The sequence below is a fragment of the Corynebacterium intestinale genome (genome assembly GCF_023574125.1).
Classification (GTDB): Bacteria; Actinomycetota; Actinomycetes; order Mycobacteriales; family Mycobacteriaceae; genus Corynebacterium; species Corynebacterium hesseae.
This window is the reverse complement of record NZ_JAMKFF010000004.1, coordinates 90,756-104,889: the sequence shown is the minus strand read 5'-3', so window position 1 is coordinate 104,889 and position 14,134 is coordinate 90,756. Positions and strand designations below refer to the sequence as shown.

General features: G+C 64.3%; 10 protein-coding genes. 3 read left to right on the top strand and 7 right to left on the bottom strand.

Annotated features, from left to right (window positions below; translation table 11 throughout):
* Positions 1 to 83: 83 nt before the first annotated feature.
* On the top strand, positions 84 to 2,624 hold the full coding sequence (pepN, locus tag M5J06_RS06200; protein ID WP_250224218.1) for an aminopeptidase N: 2,541 nt from the start codon (positions 84 to 86) through the stop codon (positions 2,622 to 2,624).
* A gap of 180 nt (positions 2,625 to 2,804) precedes the next feature.
* Positions 2,805 to 3,959, top strand: a complete 1,155-nt coding sequence (locus M5J06_RS06195; RefSeq protein WP_250224217.1) for an HNH endonuclease signature motif containing protein — start codon at positions 2,805 to 2,807, stop codon at positions 3,957 to 3,959.
* Between the two features lie 322 nt (positions 3,960 to 4,281).
* On the opposite strand, the gene M5J06_RS06190 is transcribed toward M5J06_RS06195, so the two are convergent.
* From M5J06_RS06190 to M5J06_RS06160, 7 genes are read right to left on the bottom strand one after another with little or no spacing between them, the layout of a single operon-like run.
* The gene (locus tag M5J06_RS06190; RefSeq protein ID WP_070596667.1) at positions 4,282 to 5,028 is read right to left on the bottom strand and encodes a GntR family transcriptional regulator; all 747 of its coding nucleotides are present in this window, start codon (positions 5,026 to 5,028) and stop codon (positions 4,282 to 4,284) included.
* A gap of 56 nt (positions 5,029 to 5,084) precedes the next feature.
* Positions 5,085 to 5,759 (bottom strand): SDR family oxidoreductase, encoded by a 675-nt coding sequence (locus tag M5J06_RS06185; protein ID WP_070522254.1) that lies wholly within the window; start codon positions 5,757 to 5,759, stop codon positions 5,085 to 5,087.
* Positions 5,760 to 5,777: 18 nt separating this feature from the next.
* On the bottom strand, positions 5,778 to 6,965 hold the full coding sequence (locus M5J06_RS06180) for an alkylhydroperoxidase domain protein (RefSeq protein ID WP_250224216.1): 1,188 nt from the start codon (positions 6,963 to 6,965) through the stop codon (positions 5,778 to 5,780).
* 30 nt (positions 6,966 to 6,995) lie between these two features.
* Positions 6,996 to 8,663, bottom strand: coding sequence for a dipeptide ABC transporter ATP-binding protein (locus M5J06_RS06175; protein WP_250224215.1), 1,668 nt, complete (start codon positions 8,661 to 8,663; stop codon positions 6,996 to 6,998).
* Between the two features lies 1 nt (position 8,664).
* The gene (locus M5J06_RS06170) at positions 8,665 to 9,519 is read right to left on the bottom strand and encodes an ABC transporter permease (RefSeq protein WP_250224214.1); all 855 of its coding nucleotides are present in this window, start codon (positions 9,517 to 9,519) and stop codon (positions 8,665 to 8,667) included.
* On the bottom strand, positions 9,516 to 10,496 hold the full coding sequence (locus tag M5J06_RS06165; RefSeq protein WP_250224213.1) for an ABC transporter permease: 981 nt from the start codon (positions 10,494 to 10,496) through the stop codon (positions 9,516 to 9,518). Before M5J06_RS06165 ends, M5J06_RS06170 begins: the two co-directional genes overlap by 4 nt.
* The gene (locus M5J06_RS06160; protein WP_250224212.1) at positions 10,497 to 12,197 is read right to left on the bottom strand and encodes a TIGR04028 family ABC transporter substrate-binding protein; all 1,701 of its coding nucleotides are present in this window, start codon (positions 12,195 to 12,197) and stop codon (positions 10,497 to 10,499) included.
* A 56-nt stretch (positions 12,198 to 12,253) separates the two neighbouring features.
* Between M5J06_RS06160 and M5J06_RS06155 the strand changes: the two genes are divergently transcribed.
* Positions 12,254 to 14,134, top strand: a complete 1,881-nt coding sequence (locus M5J06_RS06155; protein WP_250224211.1) for an FAD/NAD(P)-binding protein — start codon at positions 12,254 to 12,256, stop codon at positions 14,132 to 14,134.

Genomic DNA, 14,134 nt, shown 5'->3' with positions numbered 1-14,134 from the left:
CTGTGGTCTTTGGCACCCCACCCTAGGCGTGTGACTACGCTGGTGCAGAGACTTTAGGTACAGAGAAAGAGGAGATGCACCTTATGACCTCGATTAACCTCACCCGCGAGGAAGCCCAGCAGCGCTCCGACATGGTGGAGGTAAGCCACTACGACGTCGCCCTCGACCTCACCGGGGAGGAGTTTTTCACCTCCACTACGGTGGTGAAGTTCCGAGTTAAGAAGGCCGGTTCTACGTTTATTGACTTGCGCGGCGACGAGCTACTCGAGGTCCGCCTCAACGGTGCGCCGTTGCCTATCGACGCCTACGACCCCACCTACGGCATCCCACTGTCGGGTTTGCAGGTGGCTTCTTATGAGCTAAAGGTCGTGGCGAAGATTCGTTATTCCCGCACCGGTGAGGGTCTGCACCGCTTCGTCGACCCAGTCGACGGTGAGGCCTACCTCTACACCCAGTTCGAAACTGCCGACGCCAAACGCGTCTTTGCCTGCTTTGACCAGCCGGATTTGAAGGCTACGTACTCGCTAGCTTTTGAGGTTCCGGAGCACTGGACAGTGATTACGAACTCCCCCATCACGCGTTCGGGCAACACCGTGCGCGCGGCGGTGGATTACCCGCTGTCGACCTACCTGATTGCCCTGTGCGCGGGCCCGTACGTGGGCGTGACGGATACGTGGACAGGCACGCTGGCGGAGCACCCCGAGGGCTCGCCTGCTAAGTCCGTTGAGGTGCCATTGGGGATCTACTGCCGCCCCTCGCTGCTGGAATCGCTCGACGCCGAGCGTCTTTTCACCGAGACCAAGCAGGGCTTCGATTTCTACCACCGCAACTTCGGCTTTGCCTACCCCTTTGGCAAGTACGACCAGATCTTCGTGCCGGAGTTCAACGCCGGTGCAATGGAGAACGCCGGATGCGTGACCATTCGTGATGAGTACGTCTTTACGTCGCAAGCCTCGCACTACAAGTATGAGCGCCGCGCGGACACCATCCTGCACGAGCTGGCGCACATGTGGTTCGGTGACTTGGTGACCATGCAGTGGTGGGATGACCTGTGGCTCAACGAGTCCTTCGCCACCTGGTCGGCGGCGATTTCTCAGGCGGAGGAGACCCAGTACGACACCGCGTGGGTGACCTTTGCCAACGTGGAGAAAGCCTGGGCCTACCAGCAGGATCAGCTGCCCACGACACACCCGATTTCCACGGATGCTTCTGATATTGAGACCGTGGAACAGAACTTCGACGGCATCACCTACGCCAAGGGCGCCTCGGTGCTCAAGCAGCTGCAGGCTTATGTGGGCCGCGAGAACTTCTTCGCCGGGGTGCGCCGCCACTTCCAGGAGCACCAGTGGTCGAATGCCACCTTCGGGGATCTGCTGCGCCACTTGGAGGAGGCCTCGGGGCGCGACCTGTCCTTCTGGGCGCAGCAGTGGTTGAAGACTTCAGGAGTCAACACGCTGGGTGTGGCGCTGGAGACGGACGAGTCCGGCACCATCACACAGGCCCACCTCACTCAGCGCGGCGATACCCTGCGTACCCACCGCGTCGCGGTTGGCGTTTACGCCCTGCAGGGTGAGAAGGTGGTGCGCACCGAGCGCATCGAGATGGATATCGATGGTGCCTCCACCGAGATTCCGGAGCTTGTGGGCCGCGCGCTTACCGACGTCCCCTTCGTCCTTCCCAACGACGATGACCTGACCTACTGCCTCATCGATCTGGATGCGGGTTCCTTGCAGTTCTTGTTGGAGAATGTCGAGAAGTTCGAAGACCCCATGGCCCGCACTCTGTGCTGGTCCACCGCGTGGGAGATGACCCGGGCAGGTTCGATGCGCGCCCGCGATTTCGTCGCACTCGTCGCCCGCGGCGCGGCGGCCGAGACTGAGCTCGCCGTGCTCGAGCGCATTCTCTCCCAGGCGGCAACGGCTCAGTCCACCTATGCCGACCCGGAGTGGGCAAAGGAGGATACGCAGCTTGCCGACGCCCTCCTCGCCGGCGCCCGCTCCGATGACGCCGAGCGCTCCATCGTCTTCACCCAGGCGCTGGCCGGCATTAAGCTTCACGACGCCTCCCGCGCCTTCTTCCAAGACCTTCTTGAGAACTCCTCGGATGCGGGCCTGCGCTGGAAGGCGCTCACCGCGCTCATCGCCGATGGCTCGCTTGCCGACGTCACCGGCCCCGAGGCCGCCGGCGCCGCCATGACGGCGGTGGCTGAGGAACTCAAGCGCGATAACACCGCGACAGGCTACCAGGCCTCGCTTAAGGCGTTGGCCGCGGTTAATACCGAGGACAACAAGCGCGCGGTGTGGGACGAGATTGTCGCCGGTGAACTGGGCAACCGCGACTTGGAGTCGAAACTAGCGGGCCTGACCTTTGTTGGCGCCGATGAGCTCCTGCCGAGTGCTGAGTTCTTCGACGTGGCAGAAAAGATCTGGTCCGCGCAGTCCAACGAGATCGCCCTGGCCACGGTGACCGGGTTGTTCCCGCGCTGGGATGTCAGCCAGGAAACCCTCGACCGTGCCGATGAGTTCCTCTCCCGCGACCTGGCCGGTGGCCTGCGTCGCGCCGTGACCGAGCAGCGTGACCGCCTCGCCCGCGCCCTGCGCAACCGCGCCGTCGACCGCGGTTAACACCGCGTCTAGCCCCTCCCCTGAGGGGCTTTTCTCATGCCAACTCCACGCCCACAGCCACCTTCCCCACCCATGGTGCTCATTCCTCCATTTTCGGGTTGGCCTTTCCCACACCACCTGAGCTGGGTGTTTCTTCGCTCCGGTTGCGGGGCCCACGGTGCTGTTTTAGTCTCTGTGCCCATGGGGGATATTGAAACCTACATCCGCCTTCGCAACTCGGGGATTGCGCTGGTGAAACATGTACCCAGCTCACCCGACGAGCTCCGCGCACTCGGCGCGGATGCCTCCGATGCTGCCGAGCTTGCAAACCTTAACCAGGTGTACTTCGGGCCCACCCGCTTTAGCGGCAAACAACGCAAAGCCCGCCACGCAGCACTTCAACAACGCCACAGCCTAGGCACCCTCACACTCATCGAGTCCTACACCGCAAAAGTCAAGAAAACCCTCGACGCCTGGAACCTGCGAATCAAACTCGCCGCCACACCCGCACACCGCATCCCCACCGTCGCCGCCACACGCCTGAAAGAACTACGTTCCAAACGCATAGCCAAACCAGGCGTACGCATCACCTACCGCACGCAAGGCCCCAACACCCTCTCCATAACCGACGATGCCACCACGATCGCCAACATGCGCGGCGTACTCGAATCCACCAACACCACTGACCTGCTTCAAGCCGCCAACGACATCTTCTTCAACAAAGAAACAAGCGGTTCCAAACCGGCAGTGCGCACCCAAGTCATCGTCACGTTGAACGAGTTGGACCAGATCATTAACGGCGAGGGTGATGAAATCGAGCTCAACCTCACCAACGGCGGGCGCATGACCGGGGCGGAATTCCTCACCCACAAATTCGCCGAAATAGGCTATGCCACCATAGTGCACCCTATTGAAGGACCCATCGACACCTGGCGACTAGAGCGTGGAGCAAACTTCAAACAGCGCCTCACCCTGCACGCTGAATTCCACACCTGTTCTAGGCCTGGCTGTAATAAACCCGCTGATTACTGCCAAGTCCATCACCTCATCCCCTGGCAGGCAGGAGGCTACACCAACATCAAGAACCTGACGTTCTTGTGCGCCTACCACAACGGGATCAATGATGATGACCCTTTAAGACCTACTGGCCGCGGCTACATGTACCGGCTCAACACCGGGGTCAGCTTCATCCCACCCTGGGGCACACCAATCACCGCAATGCCCGAATACCAAGAAGCACTAGCCAGACTCAACGCCGAACGGGAAACAGCCACAAAGACCCAGGCCACAGCACCAGCCCAAACCCCAGACACAACGCCACAACAACCACCAGACCCACCACCCGGCAGCAGCTAACACCCCCAACCACCTAACGCAGCAAGGACAGCGCCAACCACCGGCCCCGTCAACAACAGAACCGTTGACGGGCACATCGGCGATCCTTCGAGACTGTGCACCCGTCGACCCAAGACAGGTTGACGGGGATACCGGCGATCCCACACAACGATTCATTTGCCGCTAGGTGCAGCAGGGTCGTGACGGCAAGAACCTTAAGCCCTTAAAAGGCGAAGCCCGCCAACCGGAAAATGGTTGACGGGTTTGCTGTCGTGCACTGATGCAGCTCGAGCAGGCCGAGCCTTGCGGCGGCTGACCGCGTTGGGGCGAAGACCAGAGGTGGTTAGTCGAGTACCGGCGTGGGATCCTCGCCGATGACGACCTCCACCGTGACGGCATCAGGGCGCAGGGTCTCTTCCAACTGAGCAGCCACGACGCCGCCCTCCGCCTTAACGGTTCGTGTAATGCGCAAGACGGGTTGGTTCCGACCCACTCCAAGGGCCTTCTGCTCCTCCGTGCGCGCGGTGGCGGCCACGAGGGAGTCCCGCTTAAACACGGGCACCAGGTCAAGCTCCGTCAACAGCTCGGTCAGCGGCTTTTGAACGTCCTCTTCCGTGAGGTCCGAGGCCAAGGCCTGCGGGATAAAAAGGGTGGAGGCCATGATGGGCGAGCCCTCGGTCAACTGCACCGCGCGGCATTCCCACACGGAATCGCCTTCTTCAATCCCGAAGGAGGAAGCGAGATGCCCAGGCACCTCAATCAGCGTCAGCGACAACACCCGCACCTCAACATCGAGGCCATGTTCACGCAGCTGGTCGAGGGCACTTCGCCCGCTCGTCAGGCTCAGCGTCGGCGGGGTGGCACGCACGAAGGTGCCACCGGTGCGCCCGCGCTTGCGGTCAATGAGACCTTCGATCTGGACGATATCCAGCGCGTGGCGCACCGTCATGCGCGCCACCTTGTATTCCTGGACTAACTCCCGCTCCGTGGGAAAGCGGTCACCCGGCTTCAGTTCGCCGGATTCAATCTTGCTCCGCAGCGAATCCGCGATCACCAAATAGGCGGGGCGGCGACGTTGAGAGGTGGACACGCCTCATCACTGTACCGTGCGCTGCGTTTTTCGCATCTTGAGAGAAAATGCGGCTCCTACTTGCGCTGATTCAACTCAATGCGCGGGCGTACGCGAATCTCCGTAAGCTGCGTCGTCGGGCCAGCATCAACGGTGGCGCGGATGGCCTTCGCCACCTCCACAGGAGCGATGACATGCTCTGGGTTGTAATCCTGCAGGCCCTGCAGCATCGGGGTATCCGTCGGGCCCGGCGCGACGGTGGACACGCGGATGCCGAGTTCGCCGAGGCGGAGGCCGTCGGCAAGCGCGTACAAAGCATGCTTCGTGGCGGCGTAAATGACGTTGTCACCATAGGAGTGAATGCCGGCACCGGAGTTAATGAACACCGCAAGCCCCTCCTCCGCGCGCAGCGCGGGCAGAAGCAGGCGGGTCAGCTCGGCTGGCACGTGAACGTTGAGGTCCATCTGCGCGCGCCAATCCTCCGGCCGAGCGCTTTCCACCGAGCGCTTATCCGCCCGAGCCGCCGCGTGTACAAGCACATCGACGCGCTCCAGCGAAGACAGTTCGGCGGGAAGCGGTGAGCCGTCGAGAAGCGACAGCAAATCGATTGCCACCGGCACGATGTTCTCCGCCTCCGGCAGCTCCCCGGCGCGCCGCCCCAGGGCATACACGCGGTGGTCCCGGGCAAGGTCCTTGATGATCTCCGCGCCCATTCCACCCGTCGCACCAGTTACAACGGCAGTTTTCACCATGGTTGTTCCTCCTTCTCGTTAGCGGAAGCGCTTCGGCACATCCGGCTCCCCTAGCGTCAGCATCAGGCGGTTGGCCCAGTTGAAGAACGCGGTGGAGTTGATGACATCGATGATGGCTAGGGTATCGAATCCCACGGCCTCGAGGCGTTCAACGTGGGAGGCGTCGAAGGCAAAGGGTGACTCGGTCAGGGCCAGGGCGGCATCGCGAATGGCGGACCACTGCGCCGAGCCCAGGTCAGCATCTACGCCCTCCTCGAGCAGACGGTCAATCGCCGCGGCGTCACCGCCCTCTTCCTTGGCGCGCTGCTGGTGCACCGACGCGCAGTACTCGCAACCGTTGAGACGCGATACCACCGTGGCGGCCAGCTCACGCTCGGCGCGGCCGAGTCCGCCGTCGGTGTTGTAGAAGATGTCCAGGTCCGTGAGCGTGCGCGCCTTGAGCGCGGCCGGATCGCGGGCGAGCAGACGGAAGTACTCCATATCGATGCGCTCGGGCTTAATGAGCGCATCGCGCTGCGCGTCTGTGAACTCCTCCTTCGGCTGCGGCGGCACCCACGGCTTCCAACCCAGCGAGTGCGCCACAAAGCCCTGCGGCTTGGCGGCGTCCGGCACCAACGTCCCCTCCCCCGGCACCCACTCCGGGGTCTGGGTGGGACGCGGCGCCTCAGTCACGGGCGCGGGCTGCGCGGTACCGGCAAGCACGGAGAGGCCGTGCGCCACGCGCAGCTGAAAAGACAGGAAGCTGACCAGCTGCGCCAGCGTCACGATGTCATCGTCAGACCAGCCGGCCGCCTGCAGGTGACCAATCGCAGCCGGGGAGGCGTCCTTGGGGTGGAAGACCAGCAGGTGGGCGAAGTCGAGGGCGGCGGCGAGGCGCGGGGAGCCGTCGAAAAGCGTGAAGCCGCCATCAATATACGGGCCGGTGGTGATGCCGCGCTCCACCGCGCGAGATATTTCGGCGGCAAGCTCCTCCGACTCCTCCGCCAGCAGGTCAGAATAAAAGGCGACGGCAGGCGTCGCCTGGTACACGCCCGCCACAAAGGTAGCGATAGCGTAGCGCTCCGCATAGCTGAACGTACCGGGCTCCGCAGGCTCGAGGAGCGCGGCGAAGGAGGCCTGTGCGTTCTCCTTGGCCTCGGGCCGGCGCTCGCGCAGCTTGGCGACGTCCCCCTCAACACCCGCCAACAGGTTAATGATGTCTGCCATGAATTAATCCTTTCTTGTGTTCGCCCCAGGCTACAGACCCAGGTTGAGGTCGCCGGCGCGATAGCGTGAGCCGGGGATGGCCTCGATGAGCTTTTGGGTAAACGGTGACTGTGGGTTGCTAAAGACCTCGGCCGTGGGACCAGATTCCACCTGCTGCCCCTTCGAGAGCACCGAGACGGTATCGGAGATTTGGTTGACCACCGCGAGGTCGTGCGAGATGAAAATGTAGGTCAGGCCGAGCTCCTCCTGCAGCCGCGCCAGCAGCCGCAGGATCTGGGCCTGCACGGTGACGTCGAGGGCGGAGACTGCCTCGTCGAGGATGACCAGCTCCGGTTCCACGATCATGGCGCGCGCGATGGCCACACGTTGGCGCTGGCCGCCGGAGAGCTCGCGCGGACGGCGGTCGTAATAATCCGGGTTCAGCGCCACCAGGTCCAAGAACTCCTTGGCCTTTTCCTTGGCCGCGCTTGCACGCGCCCCCTTCAAGTTCCGCAGCGGCTCCGCCACCGTCTGGCCGATGGACTGCTTGGGGTCCAGGGAGCCGTAGGGGTTCTGGTAGACCAGCTGGATGTTGTTGCGCTCTTCGCGCAAGGCCTTACCGCGCAGGCCCACGATGTCGCGGCCGCCCACGGTGATGCTGCCGGAAGTCGGGGTGTTGAACATGGCGATGCTGCGCCCCGTCGTGGTCTTGCCGGAACCGGATTCACCCACGATGGCGTGGGTCGAGCCCTTGGCCACGGTAAAGGAGATGCCATCTACCGCGGTGAAATCACCGAAGCGCTGGGTCAGGCCCTCCACCCGCACCAAGGGTTCGCCCGCGGTGCGGTCAGTGGTTGTGTCGGTCTTGACGCCGGCGTTGCGCGACGTAGCTGCTGGGCCGGTGTCGGCGACGGTGAGGGAGGGGGCGTCGGCAAGCAGGCGTTTGGTGTAGTCGTGGCGCGGGTTCGTCAGCACCGTGGCGGCCAGGCCCTCCTCGCGCAGCTGACCGGACTCCATAACCACGACGCGGTCGGCGCGGTCACCGGCCACGGCGAGGTCGTGGGTGATGAAGAGGATGCCCATGCCGAGCTCCGCGCGCATGTCATCGAGGAGATCGAGGATGATCTTCTGAACGGTGACGTCGAGAGCGGAGGTGGGCTCGTCGGCGATGATGAGGTCGGGCTCCAGCGCCACGGCGGCGGCGATGAGCACGCGCTGCTTCATGCCGCCGGACAGCTCGTGCGGGTACTGGTGATAGCGGCGCTCAGGGTCATCGATGCCGACGCGCTCCAGCAACTCCAGGGCCTTTGCCTTGCGCTCGGCGGCGCTGCCCACCTTGTGGATGCGCAGCCCCTCCTCCACCGAGGCGCCGATGGTCTGCACCGGGTTGAGGGAGTTGTTCGGGTCCTGCGGGATCAGCCCGATGCGTCGCCCTCGCAGCTCAAGCCACTGGCGCCGGCGCAGCGAGGTTATATCGCGACCATCGAAGGTGATTGTTCCGGCATCAATGGTGGCATTCGAGGGCAGCAAACCGATGGCTGCCATAGCCGAGGTGGTCTTGCCGGAGCCGGACTCGCCCACGATGGCGGTCATCTGCCCCGGGTGAACCTCGAGGTTGACGCCTTGTACGGCGGAAACGTCACCACCTGCGGTGGAATAGGACACGTTGAGGTCCCGCACGCGCAGCAGGGGCTGCGCTGCATTTTTTGTAACAGACATGTTAGGCCTCCACGGGGAAGTTTTGGGACAGGCGGTTGGCGGACATCACCACGGCGACCAGCGCGATGCCGGGCAGGATGATGAGCCACCAGGCGGTGGCCATGAAGTCGCGGCCTTCGGCGATAATGAGGCCCCATTCCGGGGTCGGCGGCGGGGCGCCGTAGCCCAGGAAGCCGAGGATGGACAGCTGCAGGATCGCGGTGCCGAACTGCAGGGTAGCCAGGGCGATGACAGGCGTGAGTGAGTTGGGAAGGATGTGGCGCAAGAGCACCGTGGCGTGGGTGGCACCGGCGCCGTATGCGGCCTCGATGTAGTCCGAGCTGGCCACGGTGATCACCTGGGAGCGGGCCAGGCGCGCGAAGGCCGCCACGGACGTCGCACCGACGGCCACCGCTGCCTGCACGGAGCCAAAGCCCAGCACGATGATGATGGACAGCGACAACAGGATGCCGGGGATAGAAAGAAGCACGTCGACCACGCGCATGAGGACGGTGTCCACCGCTCCTCGCAGGGAGCCGGCGAGAAGTCCGATGAGCGTGCCGACGACCAGGCCGACGGCCACGGCGATCAGCGCGCCGAGGAGCGACTGGCGGGCACCGTAGACGATGCGCGCGTAGAGATCGCGGCCCACCGCGTCCGTGCCCATGAGGTGGCCGGACTCCCCCGGCGCCAACAGAGCTACGTCGGTGCCCGCATAAGGGTCGGCCGAGGTAAACAGACTTGGGAAGAGCGCGGCCAGGAAAGCGATCACGAGGATCACGATGGCGATGATGGAACCCGGCGCGAGCCACGGGTTCGCGGTGTGGCGGCGCGGCGCCCGTGTAGAACGCAGCGGTTTGGTGTGCGTCATGCTCATGAGCGCACCTTCCTTTCTTCAGCGGCGGTAGCGCGGCGCTCCGGGGCGCTGGCGCGCAGGCGCGGATCCAGCACCGGGTAGAGCAGGTCCACCACGAGGTTGATGATGATGTAGGAGGTCGCAGCGATGAGAACCACGGCCAGCAGCACCGGGGTATCGCGGTTCGCCACGGCCTGCGCCACCATGTAGCCCAAGCCGGTGCGGCCAAAGACGGTTTCGGTCACCACGGCACCGCCGACGAGCTCACCGAAGAGCAGGCCCGCCATGGTCAAGGTGGGCAGCAGCGAATTGCGCAGGACAGTTCGCCAGAAGATCCACGCCTCCGAGGCACCGCGTGCGCGCACCGCCTGGACGAAGGGCCGCGATTGTGTCTCATCGATGGAGCGGATCAGCACCTGAATCAGCGGCGCGGCCATAGGAACCGACAGCGTCAAGGTAGGCAGGATGAGGCCCTCCACGCTGCCGGGTTCGATGACGCGCACCCAGCCCAGCTGGAAAGAAAAGAACTGGATAAGCAGGATGGCAATCCAGAAGCCGGGCAGCGACACCATGAAGGAAGGCAGGCCCCGGAAGAAGGAGCCGATGGCGCCGAGACCGGGCAGCGTCGCTAGGAAGGCCACGAGCACGGCCACGATGAGTGCCAAGCCGATGGCGCTGGCGGCGAGGATGAGGGTGTGGGGAAGGGCGTCGGCAAGCAGCGTGGCTACCGGGGCGCCCGACTGCGTGGAGTTGCCGAAGTGCCCGGTGAGGAAGCCACCCAGAGACGTGAAGTACTGCACCACGAGCGGCTTGTCGACGCCCATCTCCTCCCGGATGGCGTCAATCTCCGCCTGGGACAGGCCCAGGGCGGGGTCGCCGAAGCGCGACTGGACGGCATCCGATGGCAGCGCCGACAGGAGCAGGAAGGCCACGGTGTAGGTAATGAGCAGCACGAGGAGGGCCTGCCCAATGCGGCTGAAAATCTGGCGGGTTGTCATTTATTTCTCCTCCTCATTCGACGCGGCCTCGATGCTGACCTCGTAGAACCAGGGGCGCGCCACCGATTCCGGGCTGAAGCCCGAAATACCTGGCCGGACGGCGTAGACCACGGGTTCCTCAAAGAGCGGCAGCGCATAGGCCTGCTCGGTGATGTAGTCCTGGACTTCTTCCGTGGCCTTGATGCGGCCTTCTTTGTCGGGGGTGTCGAGGACGGCGTCGAGAAGCTCCTGCAGGTGCGCGTCGATTGGGGTGCCCTCCGCGTCCTGGTTGAGGAAGGCGTCGCGGTTGTTGATGCCGTAGAGCGAGGTGATGACGTCATAGTCGGCGCGACCCACCATCGAGTGGTAGATCTGCACCTTGTCGACGTCCTTGGCATCGGCGTTCTGCGTGGCCTGATCACCCGCGTTGACCTGGATGTCGATGCCCAGCTCACCCAGCTGGTCCTGCACCATGGTCATGACTTCCTTAGAACGCGGCTGCGGCAAGGCGGTGTTGGTGCGCAGGACAAGGCGCTGGCCGTCCTTGACGCGGATGCCGTCCGGCCCGGGTTCCCAACCGGCCTCGTCGAGAAGCCGCTTGGATTCCTCGGGATCGAAGGTATAGGCGGCGGACTGGTCCTTGTAGGCCAGGCCGGTCTTGGCCACCGTCGAGGTGGCCAGCGGGTAGGACTCGGAGAAGAGCACGCGGAGGATTTCCTCGCGGTCCACGCCGTGGATGATGGCCTCGCGCACGCGCTTGTCCTGCAGCAACGGGTGGTCGAAGCGGAAGGCGAACTGGTTGTTCATGGAGTTGGTGCCGCGGGCGATGATGTTGATGCCCTCTTCCTTTAGCAGCGGCTCCTGCGGGGCGGAGATTTGGCGGGCGATATCGGCCTGACCGGAGAGAATAGCGCCGGTGCGCACGGATTCCTCGGCGGCGAGGATGTAGTGGACGCCGTCGATCTCCGCGCGGCCTTGGTGCTTCACGGCCGGCGGGGCCCAGTCATAGTCCTCGCGGGTCTTGAGCTTGAGGTCGGTGCCGATTTCTTCCGATTCCACCACGAAGGGGCCCGAGCCAATGACGTTGACCGCGTTGCCGGGACCGAAGCCCTCGTTGTCCAAGGCCAGCGTTGAATCGGAGAGCAGGCCGGCGTTGTAGGCAGAGGTGGCCTGGAGGAAGCCCGGGGAAGGCTGGGTGAAGTAGAACTTCACGGTGTCCTCGTCCACGACCTCGCCGTGGTCATAGTTGGCGATCTGCTCTGAGCTGGTCAGCGTGCGGGACTTATCGCCGCGGCCGAAGAGATCGAAATTGGCCACGACGTTTTCGGCAGTTAGCGGGGAACCGTCGGAGTAGGTGACGTCGGTGCGGATATTAAACGTGTACTCCGTAGCATCGGCGTTGACTTTGGGCATCTCCGTGGCAATCCACGGCGAAAGTTCGAGGGTCTCGGGGTCTTGGTACAGGAGACGATCGGTCAGCTGGTTGACCACGCCACCGTTGGGATAAAAGCCGGCGGCCGGCGGGTAGAGCGTGCGGAAGAACTGCGGCTCTAGGTAGGTGAGGACGTTGTCCTCCCCGTCCGGCCGCTCCGCGGCGGAGCAGCCTGCTAAGGCGAAGGCCGCTGCCAGGGTGGCGGCGAGTGCGCGTAGGGTTTTCACGGTATTGCTTTCAGAGAGTAGATAGTCGGTTTGAATTGTGTCTACGGATTTAACACAACGCATACTGACCGGTATTATTCCACTAGACAGAACAGTCTAAAAGTTTGAGGTTGATTTTTATGCCCTCCATCGCCATCGTCGGGGCCGGCCCGCGCGGCATCTCGCTGGTCGAGCGCCTCGCGGCCCACCTGCGCGCGACCCCCCTTGAGTCACCCCTGCACCTCCACATCATCGATGATGCCCCGCTGGGCGCTGGCCGCATTTGGGATACGGAGCAGACCCGCACGTTGTGCATGAACACGCTGGCCGGCGCGGTCACTCTGTTCACCGAGCCCAGTTCCACCACCACCGCGCCGGTCCTCGAGGGCCCCATCCTCTACGAGTGGATCCAGCTCCTGCGCGGCGAGCGCCCCGACATCGCGCCTGCCAAGCTGGAGCTTTATGATTCCCACCCGCCGCGCGAGGAGCTCGCTGCTTCCTTTGCCGAAGAGCTCGCGCACACCCGCCCGGAGTCCAACCCCTCCCGCGCGCTTTACGGCGCCTACCTGGAGTGGGTCTTTGAGGTTGCGCTGGCGCAGCTGCCGGAGAGCGTGGACGTCGTCCAGCACCGCGCCCGCGCGCTGTCCATCGAAGCCGCTGAGGACCACGATGTCATAGCACTTTCCGACGCCTCCACCGTCACCGCCGACGCCACCGTCCTGGCCTACGGCTGGCAGGTGCCCGCGCTGAGCGAGTCCGAACGCCCCCTGGCGGAGGCTGCACACTCGGACCTGCATTGGGTGCGGCCAGACAACCCCGTCGAACAGCCGGTGTCTGCGGTCCCCGCGGGCGAGAAGGTCCTGGTCCGCGGCCTGGGTATGGGCTTTTTCGACATCATGGCGCTGCTCACCATCGACCGCGGTGGTGAGTTTGTGGAGGATCCCTCCACGCGCTCCGGGCTGCGCTACGAGCCCAGCGGTGAGGAGCCGCACTTCATCGTCTCCTCCGGCCGCGGCTACCCTTATATCCCGAAGTCGGAATACCACGCGCTGCCGCCGAAGGCCGCCCTGACCCGCTTCCGCGCCGCGGTGGCCGCCCTGGATCCGGAGGCTGAGCTGAACTTCGGCACGCAACTACTGCCGCACATTCTGCGCGATGCCTACGCCGAGTACTACGAGAACCAGGCGCGGGTCGCACCCGATGCCCCGCAGCGCCCCCTCGCGGATATCATCGCCACCATCGACGCCACCGCGGTGGATGCCGACGACCTGACAGGCATGGCGGACCAGCTCACCGTAGCCCTCGAGGGTTCCTCCGCCCAGCCGTTAGATCTTGCGCACTGGGCGAACCCGCTCGATGATTTCACCGGTGGTGAGGTCACCGAGTACATTGCCGAAGGCCTAGCACGCGACATCATCGAGGCCGTCGCCGCCGCCGATTCCCCGCTGAAGTCCGCGCTGTGGGCTATCTCGGCCGCGCGCAAGCCCTCGTCGATTGCCGGCTCGGAAGGCCGGATGACGTGGGAGTCGCGCACCAGCACCTTCAAGGAGTTCATGGCCTTCGGGCAGATGGTGGGGTCGGGTCCGCCGCTCTTCCGCACCCGCCAGCTGCTCGCGCTTGTCGACGCCGGCCTCGTCACCTTCCTGGGGCAGCGCCCCCAGATAGAGATCGGAGAGAAGTTCACGCTGCGCACCGTGCACAACGAGGCTTCCTCCGCCTGGCTTATCGACGCCTGGATGCACTCCCCCGATGTCCGCCGCGCCGGTGACCCCCTTGCGGTGTCCCTCAACGGGCGTGTTCGCGCGTTCGTCGACCACGGGCAGGCCACAGGCTCGCCGGAGACGACGTGGAACCGCCGCGCAGTCAACCCCGGTGGCGCCGAGGACCCGCGCTTGCACATCGTGGGCATCCCCACCTATTCGCAGTGGCCGGACACCACCATTTCCCCCATGCCCGGAACGGACCCACTCATGCTGCAGGAGACCGACCGCACGGCCGGCTCCCTGCTCAATTCCCTCTAA